The sequence below is a fragment of the Mesorhizobium sp. M2A.F.Ca.ET.043.05.1.1 genome (assembly GCF_003952445.1).
Lineage (GTDB): Bacteria > Pseudomonadota > Alphaproteobacteria > Rhizobiales > Rhizobiaceae > Mesorhizobium.
Genome location: NZ_CP034446.1, coordinates 4,840,930 through 4,861,686, shown reverse-complemented (window position 1 = coordinate 4,861,686; position 20,757 = coordinate 4,840,930). Strand labels below are relative to the sequence as shown.

Genomic DNA, 20,757 nt, shown 5'->3' with positions numbered 1-20,757 from the left:
GGCCGCGCTACTCGGCCGCGTCGCGGATGCCGGCCGGCGTATCCGGGATTCCGGACGGCTTGTCCGGGAAGGTGCAGATCACCGTGGTGCCCCTGTCCTGGCCGGTCTCGATGCGCACGGTTCCGCCATGCAGCTCGACGAAGCTCTTGACGATCGAGAGTCCGAGCCCCGCGCCGCGCCGCCGCCCGCCATTGGCGCGCGGCTCGAAGCGGCGGAAGACCGACTCCAGCACGTCCGGCGGCATGCCGGGGCCGTCATCATGCACCGAGAACTCGACGCCGTCGGCCAGCCGCCGGCAGGTAAGCCGGATCGTGCTTGCCTCCGGCGCATAGTTCGCCGCGTTGCTGAGCAAATTGTAGAGGATCTGGCGGATGCGGGTCTCGTCGCCATGGAAGCTCGCCGGCGCCTCCGTCGAGTCGATCGCGAGCTTGATCCGGTGCTCGTCCAGCCGGTCGGCGACCAGTTCGGCCGCCGCGGCGATCGTCCGGTCGATGTTCATCTCGGAAATGTCGAGCTGCATGATGCCGGCGTCTACGGTGGCCAAGTCGAGAATGTCGTTGACGATGGTGAGCAGCACCGATGACGACGAGCCGACATACTCGACATATTCGCGCTGCTTCGGCGTCAACGGCCCGGTGGCGGGCAGCGACAGCAACTCGGTGAAGCCGATGATGTTGGTCAGCGGCGAGCGCAGCTCATAGGACACGTGCTGCACGAATTCGTTCTTCAGCTGGTCGGATTTCTCCAGCGCTTCATTCCTGTCCTTCAGCGCCCGCTCGACATTGACGGTGTCGGTGACGTCGACGAAGGTGATCATCACCTGGCCGTTGGGCAGGTGGATCACCGCGTAGCTCAGCACGTTGCCGTTGATCAGCTCGATCTGGCCGCGCCGGTCGCGGCGCTCATCGTCGAAGCCGGTGACGGCGGCGACGAAGCCGCCCCACGGGCTGTTCGCGGCGTGCTGGTCGCAGAGGTCGCGGATCGCCGAGACATGGACGTTGGGCTTGACCGCTTCCGCCGTCAGCCCCCAAAGCGCGACGAAGGCCGGATTGGACAGGCGCAGCCGCCCGTCCGGACCGAAGACGACCACGCCTTCGGCGAGGTTGTCCAGCGTCTCGCCCTGCACCCGCACGGCGGTCTGGTAGCGGCTTTCGAGATCCATCTTCTCGGTCAGGTTCTCGAACACCCAGGTGACGCCGCCCTTCGGCTGCGGGTTCGCCACCACGCGGATCGTCTTGCCGTCCGGCAGGTGCCACCAATGCTCCTGCGATTCGACGGCGCGGTAGGCGCTGAGCAGGTTCTCCTTCCAGCGCCGCCATTCCGGCTGCTCGGCGATCCTGCCTTCCGAGCGCAGCCGGTCGAGCAGCAGCGTGTTGGAGGGCGCGCTGAGCAGGAAGCCCGAATCCAGGCCCCACAGCTTCTGGAAGGCCTGGTTGAAGAAGCGCAGCTTTTCCTCTGTGTCGAAGATCGCCACCGCGGTGTTCAACTGGTCGAGCGTGTCGGCATGGCTGCGCACGGTCCGCTCATATTCGGCGCGGATGGTCTCCGCCGCGCTTGTGTCGCAGGCAAGCCCCGCCGAGCCATCGGCGCCGGCGAAGTCGGTGACCGCGAACATGCGGCGGTCGCCATCGATCACGGTGGAAAGCGTCTGTTCGAAGACCGGCCGCGTCTTGTGCTGCTCGGCGATCTGCTCGCGCGCCTGGCCGCCAAGGAATTCCCTGGCGTCGCGCACGGCCGCGCCCGGGCTTTCTGCCTCCACCGCCTCGGCATAGGCGCGGTTGACCCATTGCAATCGGCCGTCCGCTGACCGCAGCCATGCCGGCATCTTCAACGCGTCGAGCAGGCCGATCATGGTGTCGTGGTCGGCGCTGAGCCGCTGGTTCTCGATCTTCAGCCTGGCCTGGTTGCGCAGCGTCTCCGACAGCGAGACGAAGCGCACCAAGACATGAGCCGCGCTCTTGCGGCCATGCACTTCCAGCGGCACGCCGGCCTGCGTTTCGATAACCAGATCGAAGGCCTTTGCCTGCTCGCGCAGCGCGGCGACCGCGTGTTCCAGCGCCGCCGCCGAGCGCGGCATCAGCCAGCGGCCGAAAGCGAGGAAGGCGGACCTGTCGTCGGGCGCGCCGCTTTCCAACGGCAGGCTGCCGATGAGTTCGGGTTTCTTGTTGTCCGTGGCCCAGACGATCAGCCGCTGGTCGCGCAGGTTGAGCAGCGCCTCGGAACGCTGCAGCGCCGCGTTGACGTCCGCGATGCGGGCCCTGAGCTGGGCATTCTGCGCGGCGGTGCGCCCGCGTTCGCGGATCAGGAAGATGGCCGAGACAAGCGCCGCGCCCATCACACCGACGAACATGGCGAGCTGCATGACCTCGACGGTGCTGACCGGCGCCGCGGCCTTTCCCGGAAGGCTTGTGTCGGCGCGCGCGGCAAAGGCGAGCAGCGGGCTGGCAAGCGCCGAGGTGGCAAGAAGCAAGGCCTGCCGCGCACCGGCGAGAAAACCGCCGCCGGTCACGGCGGGGCCGGCTTCGTTCGAATCCTCATGGCCGCCGGAAACGGCCTTTCCCGCGCTTGGCGGGTAATCCCCCGGCATGTCTTGGTCCTCTTCGCCGCTTGAATGCAAGACCGCCCTGAATGCGTCCCCGGCCCAACATGTCCCCGGACCGCGAATCACAACAATAACGCCTGCCGGAATCGGCGTGAAGAATCATTGGCGCAAAAAATGAAGCCGGGCGGAAAGTCAACCACCCGGCTTCAATATCTGGTAGCTAATTTCGCTTTGGTTAATAGCGGTAGTGTTCCGGCTTATACGGGCCCTGCGGCGTCACGCCGATATAGGCGGCCTGCTCGCCGGAGAGCTCGGTCAGTTTGGCGCCGAGCTTGTCGAGATGCAGCCGCGCCACCTTCTCGTCGAGATGCTTGGGCAGCACATAGACCTGGTTCTGGTACTGGCCGTGCTTGGTGAACAGCTCGATCTGGGCCAGCACCTGGTTGGTGAACGAGGCCGACATGACGAAGCTCGGATGTCCGGTGGCGTTGCCGAGGTTGAGCAGGCGTCCCTCGGAGAGAAGGATCATCCGCTTGCCGTCCGGGAAGGTGATCAGGTCGACCTGCGGCTTGACGTTGGTCCATTTCAGGTTGCGCAGCGACGCCACCTGGATCTCGTTGTCGAAGTGGCCAATGTTGCCGACGATCACCATGTCCTTCATCGCCCGCATGTGGTCGAGCGTGACGACATCCTTGTTGCCGGTGGTGGTGATGACGATGTCGGCGGTCGGGGCCGCGTCTTCCAGCGTCACCACCTCGAAGCCGTCCATCGCCGCCTGCAGCGCGCAGATCGGGTCGACCTCGGTGACCTTGACGCGGGCGCCGGCGCCGCGCAGCGAGGCCGACGAGCCCTTGCCGACGTCGCCATAGCCGCACACCACCGCGACCTTGCCGGCCATCATCGTGTCGGTGCCGCGGCGGATGCCGTCGACCAGCGATTCCTTGCAGCCATATTTGTTGTCGAACTTCGACTTGGTGACGGAATCGTTGACGTTGATCGCCGGGAAGGGCAGCAGGCCCTTCTTCTGCAGCTGGTAGAGGCGGTTGACGCCGGTGGTGGTCTCCTCGGTGACGCCGCGGATCGCTTCGCGCTGCTTCGTGAAAAAGCCCGGCGAAGCCTTCAGGCGCTTCTTGATCTGCGCGAACAGGATCTCTTCCTCCTCGCTGCCGGGATTGGACAACACGTCCTCGCCGGCCTCTGCACGCGCGCCGAGCAGGATGTACATGGTGGCGTCGCCGCCATCGTCCAGGATCATGTTGGAGGTGCCGCCATCGGTCCACTGGAAGATGCGGTCGGTGTAATCCCAATAGTCCTGGAGCGACTCGCCCTTGATGGCGAACACCGGGATGCCGGCTTCGGCGATCGCCGCGGCCGCATGGTCCTGCGTCGAGAAGATGTTGCACGATGCCCAGCGGATGTCGGCGCCCAGCGCCTTCAGCGTCTCGATCAGCACCGCCGTCTGGATCGTCATGTGCAGCGAGCCGGTGATGCGCGCGCCCTTCAGCGGCTTCTTGGCGCCGAACTCTTCGCGGCAGGCCATCAGGCCCGGCATTTCGGTTTCGGCGATCTCGATCTCCTTGCGGCCCCAGCCGGCAAGCGAGATGTCGGCGACCACATAGTCCTTGCTACCCGTCATGGCAGTGCTCCGGTGTGATTTTTTCTCAATGCGCGCCGGCGCCGGGAGGCGCGTGGAAGGGCGCGGTTGCCGGCCTGACTAGCAGATCGGCCGTCATACGACAATGGGACATAAAGAAATCTTTATGCGCGCATGTCTTCGAGGCGCGAAATGTGAGGCCGGGGACTAGATTTCCTCGCCGAAACGCGAGGCGACCAGCTGCTCCAGCGCGTCCATGGCCGGCACGGCTTCCGGGCCGCTGGCGATCACGCGGATCGAATAGCCCGGGCTCGCCGCCAGCATCATCAGGCCCATGATCGAGGTGCCGCCGACCTTCACGCCATCCTTCTCGACATGGATGGTGGCATTGAATCCGCTGGCAACCTGGACGAATTTCGCCGAAGCGCGCGCATGCAGGCCGCGCTGATTGATGATCGGGAACTCCCGCACAACCTCATCCGTCTGCGGCGCCGATGCGTTCATTTGCTGCTCAGGAGCTGGCTGGCGACATTGATGTATTTGCGGCCCGCCGCCTGCGCTTCGTCGAGCGCGGCGGCCATGTTGTCGCCCTTGCGGATCGAGGAGAGCTTGATCAGCATCGGCAGGTTCATGCCGGCGATGACCTCGGTGCGGCCGGATTCCATCACCGAGATGGCGAGGTTGGAGGGCGTGCCGCCGAACATGTCGGTGAGCACGATGACGCCGGCGCCAGTGTCGACGCGCGCCACCGCATCGACGATGTCGGCCCGGCGCTGCTCCATGTCGTCGTCGGCGCCGATCGCCACGGTTTCGAAATTGTCTTGCGGCCCGACGACATGTTCTACGGCATGCCGGAACTCGGTTGCGAGTTGACCGTGCGTCACGAGCACGAGTCCGATCATTCTCTGGTGGCTCCCGTCATCGCCGCTTCACAGGCGTATATTATGTTCGCCAGCCATTCCAGGCGGCGGGAGCGCTATCTTGTCGACGCACGGCCGGTTGACAAGCCCAAAATTGCGGCGGCTTGGGCCATTTTGACGCATCGCAGCAAAAAACCTCGGCCGGATCATGAAAAAGGCTGGATCGCCAGCCGCGCCATCAGCATGGGCAGCGCGGCGGTGACATTTTGCCGGGTGATGTCGATGCGGGGCAGCCGGCAACCCTCGATCGTCTCGGTGGCTTCGTCCTGCAGCCGCGCCATGGCGGCCGGCTCGACAAGCCGAACGACAAGGTCGATCACGGCGGCCGGCTCGAAGGCCAGTGGCCGCGGCCCGATGCCGTGCACCTCGCAGAGGCCCGCGATGCTTGCCGGCGCGCGGCACACCAGCCGCCCGCCATGCGCGGCGGCGAACAGCTGGTCATCGCCGACCAGCCGGGAAAACATGCCGCGGGTGCGGCAATGATCGAGGAGCGCCAGCGCCAGCGTCGTCTTGCCGGCGCCGGACGGCCCGGTGATCAGCACGCCGCGCTCGCCGATCAGGAGGGCCGTCCCGTGGATGTTCAGGGGCTTCGCGGCGGTGTCCGGCATGTTCGGCTAGCGTCAGCCTTCCGCCGGCAGCGTCACCACGAAACGCGCGCCCTTGACCTCGCCGGGCTTGGTGCCGGGGATGTTTTCGGCCGTCAGCGTGCCGCCATGCGCCTCGACGATCTGGCGGCTGATCGACAGCCCGAGGCCGGAGTTCTGGCCAAACGCCTCGCCGGCCGGCCGGTCGGTGTAGAAGCGCTCGAAGATGCGGTCGATGTTCTCGGCCCGGATACCCGGGCCGTTGTCGTCGACGGTGATGATGTTGAACTTTCCAGCGCGCGCCAATGAGATCGCGATGTGGCCGTGCTCGTCGGGCACGAAGGAGCGCGCGTTCTCGATCAGGTTGGTGATGACCTGACCGATCCTCAGATCATGGCCGACGACGAAATAGCCCTTGGCGCCGGCCGGCAGCTTGGCCACCTTGAGCTCGATCTCGACGGCCTTCTTGTTGCGCGTGGTCTCGCGCGAGACCGCGACCAGATCGGTGATGAACTTCTTCAGGTCCACGGTTCCGGCGTCCTCCCGCGCCAGCTCCGCGTCGAGACGGGAGGCGTCGGAGATGTCGGTGATCAGCCGGTCGAGCCGCTTCACGTCGTGCTGGATGATCTCCATCAGCCGCGCGCGAGACGTGTCGTTCTTCGCCAAGGGCAGCGTCTCGACGGCGCTGCGCAGCGATGTCAGCGGGTTCTTCAATTCGTGCGAGACGTCGGCGGCGAAGCTTTCGATCGCCTCGATGCGCGCGTAAAGCGCATTGGTCATGTCGCGCACGGCGATGGACAAATTGCCGATCTCGTCCTGCCGGTCGGAAAAGTCCGGTATTTCCTCGCGGTTCTTGACGCCGCGCCGCACCCTGACGGCGGCGGCGGAAAGCCGCCGCAGCGGATTGGCGATGGTGGACGCCAGAAGCATCGAGAGGATCGCGGTGACCAGCGCCGCGACGCCGAAGACGCGCAGGATCGCCTTGCGCTCGGCCGCGACGATCTTGTCGATGTCGCCGCCCTCGGTGGACAGCATCAGCACACCCAGCACGGCGCGAAAACGCTGGATCGGCACCGCGACGGAGACGATCTGCTCGCCCTGCTCGCTCACCCGCACGATGGTCGAAGGGCTGCCGGTCAGCGCCTTGACCACCTCTGGGAAGGCCGCGCCATTGCCGCCGGGCTGCTCGTGATAGACGGGCAGGTCCTTGTTGCGGAAGAAGTCGAAGATGAACTTCTCGACCCGCTCCACGAGGCCGGGCTGTTCGTCGTCGACGGGCGGCAGGTCGTAGCGCAGGATCTGGCCGCGCGAATAGAGATGCCGTGAATCGAGCAGGAGGTTCGCGTCGCGGTCATAGATGCGGGCGCGGGTGCGCGTCGGCGAGATCAGCCGTCTCAGCACCGGCGCAACGCGTTCGGGATTGATCGGGAAGTCAAGATTGTCGAGCTGGTCCGATCCGGGCCCCAGGCTCTCGCCGGCCTGCAGCTCGAGCAGTTTTTCCGGGTCGATGCTGATCGAATCGGTTTCCACCGTCGCCGAGGCGGCGATCGCGCCGGCGATGATTTCGCCCTGCGTCATCAGGCTCTCGACGCGGGCGTCGATCAGGCCGTCGCGAAAGGTGTTGAGGTAGAGGATGCCGGTCACCAGCACGGCAAGGCCGGCCAGGTTGAGGAACAGAATGCGCCGCGTCAGGCTGGAGAAGATGTGATGGCCGAGAAACCGGCGCATCGGCACCGTGATTCTCGACACGAAGGCGGGCACGATCCGCGGCGGACGCCTTGCCGCGCCCGCCCGTCTGCCTCGCTCTACTTCCACTGCCATCGAATAGCAGGCCCTGTTTGGTGAATAGTGAATGGTAAATGGTGAAAGGAAAAATGGGCGCCTAACATGAGGCGAGGTCCATAAAGGACCCGCGGACCATCCGCCATTCACTATTCACCATTCACGACCTCAAGCTTCGCGGAACCGGTACCCGACTCCGTAAAGGGTTTCGATCATCTCGAAGTCGTCGTCGACGGCCTTGAACTTCTTGCGCAGCCGCTTGATGTGGCTGTCGATGGTGCGGTCGTCGACATAGACCTGCTCATCATAGGCCGAATCCATCAGCGCATCACGGCTTTTCACCACACCGGGGCGCTGCGCCAGCGAATGCAGGATGAGGAACTCGGTCACCGTCAGCGTCACCGGCTCGCCTTTCCAGGTGCAGGTGTGGCGTTCCTGGTCCATCACCAGCTGGCCGCGTTCCAGCGAGCGGGCCTGCTGGGTAGGCGCCTTGGCCGCCGCCTCGCGGGCGCTAGTCCGGCGCAGCACCGCCCGCACGCGCTCGACCAGGAGCCGCTGCGAGAAGGGTTTGCGGATGAAGTCGTCGGCACCCATCTTGAGGCCGAACAATTCGTCGATCTCGTCGTCCTTCGACGTCAGGAAGATCACCGGCAGGTCCGATTTCTGCCGCATGCGGCGCAACAGCTCCATGCCGTCCATGCGCGGCATCTTGATGTCGAGGATGGCGAGGTTCGGCGGCCGCGCCGCCAGGCCTTCCAGCGCCGACGCGCCGTCGGTGTAGGTTTCGACCCGGTAGCCCTCGGATTCGAGCGCGATCGACACCGAGGTCAGGATGTTGCGGTCGTCGTCGACAAGCGCGATTGTTGCCATTTCAAGCGGCTCCCTCATGAGCTGTCCCTTCTGTCGTCGAGAAGGGGCTTTTGCAGGACAAATTGGGTACAAAATGTGGCACGGGCCCTGTCCGAAGTCACGGGCGGCCTGCCGCTACACACCATCGCACCCATAACGGGATTGGACGATTGAAGTCTGCCAATCCTTTGGGCAACTTCCGCGACTTTTTGCACATATAAACGATTTAAACAACTTTCAAATTTTTTAAATCGATTAATGATTTGATATCATTCGGCTTTTCTGGTTCTGAACCTGACAGCCCCGGTGCGGGCTCCGGGAAATCCCCGTCACATGCGGCCAAATCCAGAGAGGAAATTTGATGTCGGAAGCCGGCAAACGCAACCCCGACTGCGCTATTGACGCGATCGGCCTGAAGACCACGGGCATGGTGCGCTACAATCTCGGCGCGGCCGAACTCTACGAGGAAGCGATCCGGCGCAGCGAGGCGAGGCTGACCGCGCAAGGCGCGCTGGTCGCCGAGACCGGTCAGCACACCGGGCGTTCGCCGAAGGACAAATTCGTCGTGCGCGACGAGGCGACCGAGCCGCATGTCTGGTGGGACAACAACAAGGCGATCTCGCCCGCCCAGTTCGAGACGCTGCTTTCCGATTTCCGCGCCCACGCCGCGGACAAGGATCTCTATGTCCAGGACCTGGTCGGCGGCGCCGACGCCGACCTCAAGCTGCCGACCCGGGTCATCACCGAATTTGCCTGGCACTCGCTTTTCATCCGCAACCTCTTGATCCGCCCGCAAGCCGCCGAGCTCGAGCGCTTCCTCCCCGACATGACGATCATCGATCTGCCGTCTTTCCGCGCCGATCCGGCGCGTCACGGCACCCGCACCGAAACCGTGATCGCGGTCGACCTGATCCGCAAGATCGTGCTGATCGGCGGCACGTCCTATGCCGGCGAGATGAAGAAGTCGGTATTCACCATGCTGAACTACCTGCTGCCGCAAAAGAGCGTGATGCCCATGCACTGTTCCGCCAATGAGGGCCCGGCCGGCGACGCGGCGGTGTTCTTCGGCCTGTCCGGCACCGGCAAGACGACGCTGTCGGCGGATCCGTCGCGCACGCTGATCGGCGACGACGAGCATGGCTGGGGCCCGCACGGCGTCTTCAATTTCGAGGGCGGCTGCTACGCCAAGACGATCCGGCTGTCGGCCGAGGCCGAGCCGGAGATCTTCGCCACCACGCAGCGCTTCGGTACGGTGTTGGAGAATGTCGTGCTCGATGCCGGCCGCGTGCCGGATTTCAACGACGGCAGCCTCACCGAGAACACGCGCTGCGCCTATCCGCTGGACTTCATCCCCAACGCCTCGAAGACCGGCCGCGCCGGCCATCCGAAGAACATCATCATGCTGACCGCCGACGCTTTCGGCGTGATGCCGCCGATCGCCAAATTGACCCCGGCGCAGGCGATGTACCACTTCCTGTCCGGCTACACCGCCAAGGTCGCCGGCACGGAAAAGGGCGTCACCGAGCCGGAGGCGACCTTCTCGACCTGCTTCGGCGCGCCCTTCATGCCGCGCCATCCCTCGGAATACGGCAATCTGCTGCGCGAGCTGATCGCCGAGCACAAGGTCGATTGCTGGCTGGTCAACACCGGCTGGACCGGCGGCGCCTACGGCATCGGCCGCCGCATGCCGATCAAGGTGACGCGCGCTCTTCTGGGCGCCGCGCTCGATGGTTCGCTGAAGTCGGCCGAGTTCCGCACCGACGCCAATTTCGGTTTCGAAGTGCCGGTGGCGGTTCCGGGCGTCGACGGCGCCATTCTCGACCCGCGCTCGACCTGGGCGGACAAGGCCGGCTACGACCGCCAGGCGGCGAAGCTGGTCAACATGTTCGCGACCAATTTCGAGAAGTTCGAGCGTCACGTCGACGCCGCCATCCTGGGCGCAGCGCCGCGCCTGCAGGAGGCGGCGGAATAATCGCTGCCTCGAGCGTCCTCACCTCCAGGGCCCGGCCAGCGCTATTCCAGGAAAGTGCGAAACGGTTTTCCGACCGGAATTGCGCCAACACAGAGAGCCAGCGTGGATTCGCCGTTTCCGTGAAACGGTGAAGCCCCTGCGCCGGGCCTTTTCTTTTTGCGGCCGTCGCGTCATGAGTGCTCCATGGCGAGCGACGACGACATCATCATATCAGGCGAAGCGGTCATCCATGCGGGCGACCTGCATGAGGACTTCATCCGCTCGTCCGGCCCGGGCGGCCAGAACGTCAACAAGGTGGCCACCGCCGTGCAGTTGCGCTTCGACGCGGCGAACGCTTCGGGCCTTAGCGAGCGGGTCCGCGCCCGCGCGATCAAGCTTGCTGGCCAGCGCGCCACCAAGGACGGCGTCATCGTCATCGAGGCCGGCCGGTTCCGCACCCAGGAGCAGAACCGCGCCGATGCGCGGGCGCGCCTGACCGCGCTGGTCGCCAAGGCGGCCGAGCCGCCGCCGCCGCCGCGCAAGAAGACCAGGCCGTCCAAAGGCGCCGTGGAGCGCCGCCTCAAGAGCAAGGCAGGCCGGTCGACGGTGAAGAAGCTGCGCGGTCGCGTCGACAGCGACTGAGAACAGCATGCCGGAAGCCGTTTTCGGGTCGCGGAACTGTTCCTTCGGTGGCATGCTCTCGGGCCAATTGATGGTGATCCATGCTCGTTCTGCCCAAGGGCGTCCGCCACATGCCGGGCTACATCGCGCGCCACGCCCAGGAAGCGCTGGTCGAGGAAATAAGGCGCGTGGTGCAGGCCGCACCCCTCTACGTTCCGGCCATGCCGCGCACCGGCAAGGAGATGAGCGTGCGTATGACCAATTGCGGCGCGCTTGGCTGGGTCACCGACAAGGAGCGCGGCTATCGCTACCAGCCGACGCATCCTGTGACCGGCGAGCCTTGGCCGCCGATCCCCGACGCGCTGCTGCAATTGTGGCGCGAAGTCTCGGCCTACCCGCATCCGCCCGAGGCCTGTCTTGTCAACTTCTATGCGGCGGACGCCAGGATGGGTCTGCACCAGGACCGCGACGAGCAGGATTTTGACGCGCCCGTTGTGTCGGTCTCGCTGGGCGACGACTGCCTGTTCCGCATCGGTCAGAACACGCGCGAAGCGGGCACCAAATCGTTCCGGCTCAAGAGCGGCGACGTCGTCGTGCTGGGCGGCGAAGGCCGCCTCTCCTTCCACGGCGTCGACCGCATATATCCGGCGACGTCGGCCCTATTGAAGAATGGCGGCCGCATCAATCTGACGCTGCGGCGGGTGACGGTGCCTGGCTGACGATCCCTGGTGCTCATGCAACGCGATCTTAAGGACATCTGGGCTACAAGCGCGGGCGCGAAACCGAGGTCGTCATGGAACCGGACTGGATCAGGACCAGAAGCCTCCTAGACGTGGCCATCGTCACGGTGGTGTCGATCATCGGGCTTTGGATGGCCGAGTTTTACCTGAGCAGCCTATGGACCCTGAACAGCAAAGGATTTTCCGAGCTGTCGCACAGGCTGCCCTACTGGGATTTCACCAATCTCTGGGCAGGTTCCCGTATGGCGATGGATGGCCACGTCGCCCTGCTTTTCGACGCGGACGGCTACCGCGCGGCGCTGCGCGGCATGTTCTCGCCCAACCTTCCAAATCAGGAATGGAGCTATCCGCCGAATATCCTGCTGCTTGGCGTCCCACTCGCGACCCTGCCGATCCTGCCCGCTTACCTGATCTGGACGGTGGGCACCGTTCTGTGTCTGTGGCTGGCAATCCGGCCGCTGAGACTCGGCGCTGCCCTGGAACTCGCGATTGTCTTGAGTCCGGCCGTCATCTGGAACTCTGTTTTCGGGCAGAACGGCGCGTTGACCGCCGCCTTGTTGATTGGGGGCCTCGCCGCGGCGCCGAAGCGCCCGTTGCTGGCCGGGGTCCTGTTCGGCCTGCTCACGATAAAGCCGCATCTCGGCATTCTCGTACCTTTCTGCCTGCTTGCCAGCGGCAACTGGCGCGCCATTCTCGCGGCCGTCTGCACCAGCGTCGTGATTGCCGTCGCCACCGGCCTGTTCTTCGGCTTCGATGTCTGGCACCTGTTCCTGACCGAAACCCGTCCCTTGATGACGGCGATCATGGAAGCGCCTTACCCGCAGCCCTATCAGTACAACGCGATAACGGTGTTCTTCACGGCGAGGGCGGTTGGCTTCGGGCTGGGGCCCGCCTACGCCGTTCAGGCGGTCGCCACCGTGGCTTCCATCGCTGCTGCGGCATGGCTTTGGCGTCCGGGGCGCCTGGTTTCGCACCAGGAACGCGTGGCGCTCACCGCTGTCCTTGCGATTCTTGCCACGCCTTATGGTTACACCTACGACACGATTGGCGTGGCCGTGGCGGTCGCAATTCTTGCCACGATGGTCTCCAGGCCGCCTCGACTGATACTGGCGATCTGCTGGCTCTGGCCGTTCGTCGCGCATTTGTTCACACACGGCGGATATTGCCTCGGTGTCCTGATCCCGCTGTTCATTGCCGGCTGGATGCTGCTTTCGGTATGGACGAGAGGCAGGAAGGCGCAATTTTCCGGAGAGCCCTCGCTCGCGTAAGCGTTCGTGCCGGGTTTCCGCGCGGAATTGGGCACCGGCAAAACCTATGGCGTTGCGTCCGTCTTGGCGTTCACGCGCCACCGAGAGAAGTCAGGCGTAAAGCCGGCGTCGTGCAATGCCACGAAAAAGAGCGCGAACAGAACAATCGTGGCGAGCAGAATCTTCAGCAACCCGAACAGGATCATGGCAAGAGGAAGCAGCATCGCCAAGGTCAAGATGATGATCCGCCCCTTGCCCTCCAGCCGCGGCGGATATTTCAAAGCCATCAACCCGAGCGCGCCGGCGAGCAGGCCGAGATCGTAGGCCAGCGCATAAGGGGTGATGATGAATGTGGCGATCAGCAGAAGAATCTCGCGGTCGCGCGTGCCATTGACTCGGAAGAAGGCCGCAATCACGACCAGCGCCACGGGCGCGGCCACTGAGAGATGCATCACCAGCGCCAGATCCGGATCGAAATCCCAGTTGCGGAACGCACCATAGACGGAGGGCATCATTGCCAGGAACAGACCCCTGAGCAACTGCATGACCGCGTTCTGGTACGGCACGACGTGCTGGATGTAGCCGCCCAGGAATCGACCCCGAAGACCGCGGCCGAGGCTGCCGCCAAAAGCAGCGTGGAGATAGTGGCGCTGGCAATCACGGTCCATCGCCGCTCAGCCACAAGGAGGAAGGGAAACAGCAGGCCGAGCTGCGGTTTGATCGTCAGCAGGCCGAGCAGCATGCCGGCAATGATGGGCCGTTTTTCGCGCATTGCCAGCGCGCCGAGGGCCAGTGCCGCGCAGAGATAGCCGTTCTGCACCGCCCAGAAGTTGACAACCATGAAGGGCATCGCGGCCACCCAAGCCACGAGGCTCCGTTCGCCGATGAACGCACGATAGGCGAAAAGGAAAGCGATACCCGTCGTCGCCAGAAAAAGCAGCAGCGCGGTTTTGTAGCCAAACAACCCGAATGGCCAGACCAGGAAAAGGAAATGTGGCGGATAGCTCCAATTGTGCCAGGGATATTCGCCGCCGAAAACCTCCTGCAGATGGTGAAAATAGATATTCCAAGGACCGAACAGGTCCTGCACTCCGCCGGAGAGCAACAGCCTGGACGCCATCCAATAGTTGGCGAAATCCTTGTCGGCGAGGTTCGGATCGAGGCCTGGCGCCAGTAGGGCGCCGAGGGTCGAGCCGGCCAGGACCGCCGCAGCCAGGCATGCGGCCGCGAAGACGAACAGATATGGCTTTGGCAGTGCCAGCAGCCCTTGCATGAAACTTGCCCGTTGCTGCTCGGTTTCTTGCAGGATTCCCTTAAGAAACCCAAAAACCGGCCGCCGGGAGCCCTGCGCAGGGCCTCAAAGCTTCCTCAGCGCCACTTCCTCGATCAAATGGTTGGCGCCCTTGCGCAGGATGAGGTCGGCTCGCGCCCTGGTCGGCAGGATGTTCTCGCGCAGGTTCTTCAGGTTGATGTTGGCCCACAGCCCCTCGGCGATGGCGCGCGCGGCGTCCTCGGAAAGCTGCGAATAGCGGTGGAAGAAGGAGTCCGGATTGCGGAAGGCGGTCTCGCGCAGCCGCATGAAGCGCTGGATGTACCATTGGTGGATCAGCTTCTCGTCGGCATCGATATAGATGGCGAAATCGAAGAAGTCGGAGAGGAACGGCACGATCTTGCCGTCCTTCGGCAGCTTGCCCGGCTGCAGCACGTTGATGCCTTCGAAGATCAGGATGTCGGGACGGTCGATGGTGACGAACTCGCCGGGGATGACGTCATAGGTCAGGTGCGAGTAGACCGGCGCGCGGACGCTGCCTTGCGCCGATTTGATGCCGGACAGGAATCTCAGCAGCGCGCCGACATCGTAGCTCTCGGGAAATCCCTTGCGCTCCATGAGGTTCTCGCGGCGCAGGATCTCGTTGGGCAGCAGGAAGCCGTCGGTGGTGATGAGATCGACCTTGGGACTCGATGGCCAGCGCGCCAGAAGCTCCTTCAGCACGCGCGCCGTGGTCGACTTGCCGACCGCGACCGAACCGGCGATGCCGATGATGAAAGGCGTCTTGACGATGTCCTGCGCCTTGAAGAAGGCCTGGCGCTGCCTGAACAGCAGCTGGCTCGCCTCGACATGGGCCGAGAGCAGGCGGGAAAGCGACAGGTAGATGCGCTTGACCTCTTCGAGGTCGACCGGGTCGTTGAGCGAGCGCAGGCGGGCGATCTCGTCCTCGGTCAGCGTCAGCGGCGTGTCGGCGCGGAACTGCGACCATTGCTCGGCGGAGAAGAAACGATAAGGGGAATACTTCTCGGTCGGAGTCAGCTGGTCCATCGGGTTTCCTGCCCTCCTCGCCGTCGCCCCGGGCGTCAAACCCGGGGGCGGGACGCCTTTTCGGCAACCCCCGAGCGGCCGGTGCGGCCCTCGAGCTCCTTGAGCACGTCGTCCAACGGAACGCCCGCGATGCCGAGCACGACCAGCCAATGATACAGAAGATCCGCGCTTTCCGAAACGAGGGCCTGCTTGTCGCCGCGTATGGCGGCGATCACGGCTTCCACAGCCTCCTCGCCGAGCTTCTGCGCCGCCTTCTCCATGCCCTTGGCGAACAGTTTCGCCGTCCATGAGTCCGGGTCGCCGGAATGGGCGCGCTGATGGATGATCGTTTCCAGCTCGGCGAGCGAAAATTGAGCCATGTCGGTCATCTATCTGCTTGTTTAAGCATGATCTTTTCCGAAACCGGTCCCCAACCTTGCGGGATCATGCTTTAAGCCCGATGGGCGGCCGAGTCCAGCCGCATCGGCAGGCCGGCCTTGGCCATGTATGCCTTGGCCTCGGCGATCGAGTAGGTGCCGAAATGGAAGATCGAGGCGGCAAGCACGGCGCCGGCATGGCCGTCGCGTATGCCTTCGACCAGGTGATCGAGCGTTCCGACGCCGCCTGAAGCGATGACCGGCGCGCGCACCGCGTCGGCGACGGCGCGGGTCAGCGCAATGTCGTAGCCGGCCTTCGTGCCGTCGCGGTCCATCGAGGTCAGCAGGATCTCGCCGGCGCCGCGATCGACCATGCGTGCGGCGAAGTCGACCGCGTCGATGCCCGTCTTCTCGCGCCCGCCATGGGTGAAGATCTCCCAGCGGTCGGCTTCGCCGGCAGCCGACACCTTCTTGGCGTCGATGGCCACGACGATGCACTGGTTGCCGAACTTGTCGGCGGCTTCCGTGACGAAATCCGGGTTCATCACCGCCGCCGTGTTGATCGACACCTTATCGGCGCCGGCCAGAAGCAGCTTGCGGATGTCGGCCACCTGGCGCACGCCGCCGCCGACGGTGAGCGGCATGAAGCATTGCTCGGCGGTCCGGGCGACCACGTCGAAGATGGTCTCGCGATTGTCCGACGAGGCGGTGATGTCGAGGAAGCAAAGCTCATCGGCGCCCGCGGCATCATAAGTCTTGGCGGCTTCGACCGGATCGCCGGCGTCGATGAGGTCGACGAAATTGACGCCCTTGACCACGCGGCCGTTCTTGACGTCTAGGCAGGGGATGACGCGGGCTTTCAGCATCACTTGCTTTCCAGGGTGGACAGCAGGTCGACCACCAGCTCGCCGACCAGCGGCGGCACGTCGCCCTTGGGGTCGAAGGCCGGATCATATGCGGAAATGGTGAGCCCCGCGATGGTGAGTGGGCCGGCGAGGCCGCACATCGCCATGCGCACCTGCTCCGGCGCCGGGCCGCCGGGCGTGGTGTAGCGGTTGGCCTGCAGCTTCTCGGGGTCATGCACATCGAGGTCGACATGCATGTGCACCCGCTTGGCGCCGTCGGCTTTCAGCCTTTGCGCCGCGCTCTTCCAGTCGGGGCATTCGGTCCGGATGATCGGCAGCTTTTCCAGCAGTTCCTTTTCGGCGGCGTCGAGGTCGCGCGCGTTGACCAGGACGCTGCGCGACGGATCGACCGGCTTGAAGCCGGGGATCTGCGCCGCCATCGACCGCCAGCAGAGGCCGAGCACGGTGGCCAGCGCCATGCCGTCGAGGAAGCCCGTTGTGGTGGTCTCCGGCGTGTTGAGGTCGCCATGCTGGTCGGCCCAGATGATGGCGTCGGCGCCTGCGCCCGCCACGGCGCCGGCGGCGGTCAGGCAGTTGCCGGCCAGCACGATCGGAAACCGCTTCTTGTCCAGCGCCATGCGGACCTCGCCCGAAACGGCGTTGCAGACGGCAAAGCCGGTGCCGATCTCGCGCTCTTCTTCGTCCTCGACCACCTTGCCGATGTCGTTCACCTCGACCTCGTGGCCGGCGAGCTTCAGCGCCTCGGCCAGCCCGCCCGAGATGAGCGCGTCCGGGCCCTGGCCGCAGCCACCGTGGAAATGGCCGCTGTCATAGGATGCCAGGATGATCGAGATGTTCACTATTCTGCCTCCGCCCGTTCGCCGCGCAGGATCGCCAGCGCCTCGGCCGGGTCGATACGTCCGTCATATAGGGCGCGGCCGGAGATCGCGCCTTCGAGTTTTTGCGCGTCGGGCATGGTCATGCGCACGATGTCGGCAATCGAGGCGAGGCCGCCGGATGCGATCACGGGAATGGAAACCGCTTCCGCGAGGTCGATGGTCGAATCCCAGTTGATGCCGGTCAGCACGCCGTCGCGGTCGATGTCGGTGTAGATGATGGCGGCAACGCCGGCGCCCTCGAATTTCCTGGCGAGCTCAATGACGCCGAGCTCGGAGGCTTCGGCCCAACCCTCCACGGCCACCTTGCCGCCCTTGGCATCGATGCCGACCGCGATCTTTCCCGGAAAAGCCTTGCAGGCTTGCTTGACCAGCTCCGGCTCGCGCACCGCCACGGTGCCGAGGATTACGCGCGTCAGGCCGCGGTCCAGCCAGTCTTCGATCTGCGGCAAGGTGCGGATGCCGCCGCCGAGCTGCACCGGGTTCTTCGTCGCCCTGAGGATAGCCCCGACCGCGGCGCTGTTGACGCTCTGGCCCTTGAAGGCGCCGTTGAGGTCGACGACATGCAGCCACTCGAAGCCCTGGTCCTCGAAGGCCCGTGCCTGTGCGGCGGGGTCGTCATTGTAGATCGTGGCGGTGGCCATGTCGCCGTGTTTCAGGCGCACGCATTTGCCGTCCTTGAGGTCGATGGCTGGAAACAGGATCATGGGTCAGGCGCCCTCGACGATGACGAAATGACCGGTCGAAGCGGCGAGCCGGAATTTCGAGGCGTGCTGATATTCAGGCGAATGATAGCATTCGATTGCCTTGTCGTAGGACTCGAACTCCACCAGCACGTGACGGTTGCCGGTCGGTCCTTCCGGGCTCTCGTAGCGGCCCGCGCGGACCGCGAATTTCGCCCCGTATTTCGCGAAGGCGACGGCATTCGCCTCGATATACTGCTTGTAGACGTCCGCATCGCGGACATCGATCATCGCCATCCAATAGCCCTTCCTGCTCATTTTCAGGGCCTCCATTTCAGGAAATTGGTGATCAGCGCCAGGCCCAACGCCTGGCTCTTCTCGGGATGGAACTGCGTGCCGGCGAGGTTGTCGCGGGCGACCGCGGCCGTCACCGGGCCGCCATAGTCGGCAACCGCCAGCACCTCGTCCGGATTCTTCGCTTCCAGGTGATAGGAATGCACGAAATAGGCGTGCAGCCCCCTCGGGCCGGTCTCGATGCCGGAAAACAGCGGGTGCTCGCGCGTAAGCTCGATCGTGTTCCAGCCGATCTGCGGGATCTTCAGTGCCGGATCGGAGGGCTTGATCTCCTTGACGTCGCCGGCGATCCAGCCGAGGCCCTTGGTGATCGTCTTTTCCAACCCGCGTTGCGACATCAACTGCATGCCGACACAGATGCCGAGGAACGGCCGCCCTTTACGAAGCGCCACTTCCTCCACCGCCTCCCAGATGCCTGGCACCGCGTGCAGGCCGGCGGCGCAGTCGGCAAAGGCGCCGACGCCCGGCAGCACGACGCGGTCGGCGGAACGCACCCGCTCGGCGTCGGCCGTCAGCTCGATCGTCGCGGCGATGCCTCCCTCGCGCGCCGCGCGCTCGAAGGCCTTGGTGGCCGAGCGCAGATTGCCCGAGCCGTAGTCGATGATGGCTACCCGCATGTCAGGGCCTTCCGGGCGTATGGGTCAGGCCGAGCGCCATGCCGGTTTGCGGCGGGCGCGCCAGCGATGCGTCCGGTACGATGCGCGGCAGGGCTGCCTGCTCCTCGCACTTCTCGCCGGCGTCCAGCGCATGACGTGTCTCGGCATCGGCGAGATTGCCGGCCTCGATCACGCCCCATTCGCGCCAGCCGCGCCGGCGCAGCGAAGCGATGCGTAAATTCTTTCCTTCGAAGCCGATGTAAAGCGAGACCAGCAGCGACAGCATCGATCCGGCCCATTCGAGCCCCAGCTTCTCACCGGTCGCCGACAGGATCGCCATGACGATGAAGGTCAGCACGGCCGCCATCCAGAGCCGGTTCCAGGCCAGCCAAAGCGGCGAGAACAGGAAGCCGAGCCATGTGAAGCCGTCGCGCACGAAACGGATGTCCTCGGCGTTGTTGCCGGCCGGCGACTCCATCACGACATAGACCGCCATAGCCTATCCTTTCAGGGATCCCTTGGTGGACGGCACCGCGTCGGGCTGGCGCGGATCGGGCTCGAGCGCTGCGCGCAGCACACGCGCCACCGCCTTGAAGCAGGTTTCGGCGATGTGATGGTTGTTGGCGCCGTAGTAATTGGTCACATGCAGGGTGATGCCGGCATTCTGCGCCATGGCCTGGAAGAACTCGCGCACCAGCTCGGTGTCGAAGGTGCCGATCTTCGGCGACGAGAAGGCGACGTTCCAGACTAGGAAGGGCCGGCCGGAGACATCGATCGCCGCGCGGGTCAGCGTCTCGTCCATCGCAAGGTCGATCGAGGCGTAGCGCATGATGCCGCGCCGCTCGCCCAAAGCCTTGCTCAGCGCCTGGCCAATGGCGATGCCGGTGTCCTCGACCGTGTGGTGGTCGTCGATATGCAGGTCGCCCTTGGCCTTGATCGTCATGTCGATCAGCGAATGGCGCGACAGCTGGTCGAGCATATGGTCGAAGAAGCCGACGCCGGTCGAAATGTCGGCCTTGCCCTTGCCGTCGACATGGACCGAGACCGAAATCTCGGTTTCCTTGGTCTTGCGGCTGACTTCGGCCGAACGCGTCATCGTCGTGTCCTTATTGCCCTGGTCGGGGCCCTCGGGCTTGAAAACGAAAGCCTTCTATCAGCATGATCCGGCGATTGCCAGTTGCCATTCCGGCCACTATCGGCCTTCGCCGCGGCCGGTTTGCAATCATTGGCCTTATGCATACATATGGCCGATCCAACTCACTCGTACCGCGCCAATCGCCTTCAAGGGATAGCGCGAATCGGAGCTCAAAATGTCGAATGAACTCACCATGCACGCAACGACCATCATCAGCGTGCGCAAGGGCAACAAGGTGGTGATCGCCGGCGACGGCCAGGTCAGCCTTGGCCAGACCATCATGAAGGGCAACGCCCGCAAGGTGCGCCGCATCGGCAAGGGCGGCAGCGTCATTGCCGGCTTCGCCGGCGCCACTGCCGACGCCTTCACCCTCTTGGAGCGGCTCGAAGCCAAGCTCGAGCAATATCCCGATCAGCTGACGCGCGCCTGCGTCGAGCTCGCCAAGGACTGGCGCACCGACCGTTACCTGCGCCGCCTGGAAGCCATGATGCTGGTCGCCGACAAGTCGGTCTCGCTGGCGCTGACCGGGAATGGCGACGTGCTGGAACCCGAGCATGGCGTGATGGCCATCGGCTCCGGCGGCAATTACGCCCTGGCCGCGGCCCGCGCGCTGATCGACACAGACAAGGACGCCGAGGAGATCGCCCGCAAGGCCATGCAGATCGCGTCCGACATCTGCGTCTACACCAACAACAATTTCGTGGTCGAAACGCTCGATGCCGCCTGAGGCCCATGATCGGGGAGA

General features: G+C 64.7%; 23 protein-coding genes. 5 read left to right on the top strand and 18 right to left on the bottom strand.

The window, feature by feature from the left end; translation table 11 throughout:
* Window positions 1-7: 7 nt before the first annotated feature.
* The 7 genes from EJ069_RS23465 to EJ069_RS23430 form a co-directional block, all read right to left on the bottom strand.
* Complete coding sequence (locus EJ069_RS23465; protein ID WP_126063336.1) at window positions 8-2,587, bottom strand: PAS domain-containing sensor histidine kinase; 2,580 nt, start codon at window positions 2,585-2,587, stop codon at window positions 8-10.
* A gap of 190 nt (window positions 2,588-2,777) precedes the next feature.
* Window positions 2,778-4,178, bottom strand: a complete 1,401-nt coding sequence (gene ahcY, locus EJ069_RS23460) for an adenosylhomocysteinase (protein WP_126063335.1) — start codon at window positions 4,176-4,178, stop codon at window positions 2,778-2,780.
* A gap of 165 nt (window positions 4,179-4,343) precedes the next feature.
* On the bottom strand, window positions 4,344-4,640 hold the full coding sequence (locus EJ069_RS23455; RefSeq protein ID WP_095819113.1) for an HPr family phosphocarrier protein: 297 nt from the start codon (window positions 4,638-4,640) through the stop codon (window positions 4,344-4,346).
* Window positions 4,637-5,038: a PTS sugar transporter subunit IIA gene (locus EJ069_RS23450; protein WP_027166957.1), complete on the bottom strand. Its 402-nt coding sequence runs from the start codon at window positions 5,036-5,038 to the stop codon at window positions 4,637-4,639. Before EJ069_RS23450 ends, EJ069_RS23455 begins: the two co-directional genes overlap by 4 nt.
* 164 nt (window positions 5,039-5,202) lie before the next feature.
* Complete coding sequence (locus EJ069_RS23440; protein WP_126063333.1) at window positions 5,203-5,664, bottom strand: HPr kinase/phosphorylase; 462 nt, start codon at window positions 5,662-5,664, stop codon at window positions 5,203-5,205.
* A 12-nt stretch (window positions 5,665-5,676) separates the two neighbouring features.
* Window positions 5,677-7,461 (bottom strand): sensor histidine kinase, encoded by a 1,785-nt coding sequence (locus tag EJ069_RS23435; RefSeq protein WP_126063332.1) that lies wholly within the window; start codon window positions 7,459-7,461, stop codon window positions 5,677-5,679.
* 129 nt (window positions 7,462-7,590) lie between these two features.
* Window positions 7,591-8,292 (bottom strand): response regulator transcription factor, encoded by a 702-nt coding sequence (locus tag EJ069_RS23430; RefSeq protein WP_126063331.1) that lies wholly within the window; start codon window positions 8,290-8,292, stop codon window positions 7,591-7,593.
* Window positions 8,293-8,632: 340 nt separating this feature from the next.
* Here EJ069_RS23430 and EJ069_RS23425 point away from each other — a divergent pair, with 340 nt between their 5' ends.
* The 4 genes from EJ069_RS23425 to EJ069_RS23410 all read left to right on the top strand — a co-directional run bounded on the left by EJ069_RS23425 (window position 8,633) and on the right by EJ069_RS23410 (window position 12,851).
* Entirely contained in the window at window positions 8,633-10,243 is a 1,611-nt protein-coding gene (locus EJ069_RS23425) for a phosphoenolpyruvate carboxykinase (RefSeq protein WP_126063330.1), read from the top strand.
* Between the two features lie 183 nt (window positions 10,244-10,426).
* Window positions 10,427-10,864 (top strand): alternative ribosome rescue aminoacyl-tRNA hydrolase ArfB, encoded by a 438-nt coding sequence (gene arfB, locus EJ069_RS23420; protein WP_126063329.1) that lies wholly within the window; start codon window positions 10,427-10,429, stop codon window positions 10,862-10,864.
* A gap of 80 nt (window positions 10,865-10,944) precedes the next feature.
* A complete protein-coding gene (locus EJ069_RS23415; protein ID WP_126063328.1) occupies window positions 10,945-11,562 on the top strand; it encodes an alpha-ketoglutarate-dependent dioxygenase AlkB in 618 nt (205 codons plus the stop codon).
* A gap of 113 nt (window positions 11,563-11,675) precedes the next feature.
* On the top strand, window positions 11,676-12,851 hold the full coding sequence (locus EJ069_RS23410) for a glycosyltransferase family 87 protein (protein ID WP_245456253.1): 1,176 nt from the start codon (window positions 11,676-11,678) through the stop codon (window positions 12,849-12,851).
* A 44-nt stretch (window positions 12,852-12,895) separates the two neighbouring features.
* On the opposite strand, the gene EJ069_RS23405 is transcribed toward EJ069_RS23410, so the two are convergent.
* The 11 genes from EJ069_RS23405 to hisB form a co-directional block, all read right to left on the bottom strand.
* Window positions 12,896-13,345, bottom strand: a complete 450-nt coding sequence (locus EJ069_RS23405; protein ID WP_126063327.1) for a hypothetical protein — start codon at window positions 13,343-13,345, stop codon at window positions 12,896-12,898.
* Window positions 13,342-14,103: a glycosyltransferase family 87 protein gene (locus EJ069_RS23400; RefSeq protein WP_126063326.1), complete on the bottom strand. Its 762-nt coding sequence runs from the start codon at window positions 14,101-14,103 to the stop codon at window positions 13,342-13,344. Before EJ069_RS23400 ends, EJ069_RS23405 begins: the two co-directional genes overlap by 4 nt.
* Window positions 14,104-14,187: 84 nt before the next feature.
* Window positions 14,188-15,147 carry a type I pantothenate kinase gene (gene coaA / locus EJ069_RS23395; RefSeq protein ID WP_126063325.1) on the bottom strand — a complete coding sequence of 320 codons (960 nt, stop codon included), beginning with the start codon at window positions 15,145-15,147 and terminating at the stop codon, window positions 14,188-14,190.
* A 35-nt stretch (window positions 15,148-15,182) separates the two neighbouring features.
* On the bottom strand, window positions 15,183-15,506 hold the full coding sequence (locus tag EJ069_RS23390) for a phosphoribosyl-ATP diphosphatase (protein ID WP_126063324.1): 324 nt from the start codon (window positions 15,504-15,506) through the stop codon (window positions 15,183-15,185).
* A 71-nt stretch (window positions 15,507-15,577) separates the two neighbouring features.
* Window positions 15,578-16,372 (bottom strand): imidazole glycerol phosphate synthase subunit HisF, encoded by a 795-nt coding sequence (hisF, locus tag EJ069_RS23385; protein ID WP_189475948.1) that lies wholly within the window; start codon window positions 16,370-16,372, stop codon window positions 15,578-15,580.
* Window positions 16,369-17,208, bottom strand: a complete 840-nt coding sequence (locus tag EJ069_RS23380) for an arginase family protein (protein ID WP_126063322.1) — start codon at window positions 17,206-17,208, stop codon at window positions 16,369-16,371. Before EJ069_RS23380 ends, hisF begins: the two co-directional genes overlap by 4 nt.
* Complete coding sequence (gene hisA / locus EJ069_RS23375; protein WP_126063321.1) at window positions 17,208-17,951, bottom strand: 1-(5-phosphoribosyl)-5-[(5-phosphoribosylamino)methylideneamino]imidazole-4-carboxamide isomerase; 744 nt, start codon at window positions 17,949-17,951, stop codon at window positions 17,208-17,210. The genes EJ069_RS23380 and hisA overlap by 1 nt, the downstream gene beginning before the upstream one ends.
* 3 nt (window positions 17,952-17,954) lie before the next feature.
* Complete coding sequence (locus tag EJ069_RS23370; RefSeq protein ID WP_126063320.1) at window positions 17,955-18,245, bottom strand: DUF1330 domain-containing protein; 291 nt, start codon at window positions 18,243-18,245, stop codon at window positions 17,955-17,957.
* 2 nt (window positions 18,246-18,247) lie between these two features.
* The gene (gene hisH / locus EJ069_RS23365; RefSeq protein ID WP_126063319.1) at window positions 18,248-18,898 is read right to left on the bottom strand and encodes an imidazole glycerol phosphate synthase subunit HisH; all 651 of its coding nucleotides are present in this window, start codon (window positions 18,896-18,898) and stop codon (window positions 18,248-18,250) included.
* 1 nt (window position 18,899) lies between these two features.
* The gene (locus EJ069_RS23360; protein WP_126063318.1) at window positions 18,900-19,373 is read right to left on the bottom strand and encodes a DUF2628 domain-containing protein; all 474 of its coding nucleotides are present in this window, start codon (window positions 19,371-19,373) and stop codon (window positions 18,900-18,902) included.
* A 3-nt stretch (window positions 19,374-19,376) separates the two neighbouring features.
* Window positions 19,377-19,973: an imidazoleglycerol-phosphate dehydratase HisB gene (hisB, locus tag EJ069_RS23355; RefSeq protein ID WP_126063317.1), complete on the bottom strand. Its 597-nt coding sequence runs from the start codon at window positions 19,971-19,973 to the stop codon at window positions 19,377-19,379.
* 214 nt (window positions 19,974-20,187) lie between these two features.
* On the opposite strand from hisB, the gene hslV reads away from it, so the two are divergent.
* Complete coding sequence (gene hslV / locus EJ069_RS23350; RefSeq protein ID WP_040986886.1) at window positions 20,188-20,739, top strand: ATP-dependent protease subunit HslV; 552 nt, start codon at window positions 20,188-20,190, stop codon at window positions 20,737-20,739.
* Window positions 20,740-20,757 lie beyond the last annotated feature (18 nt).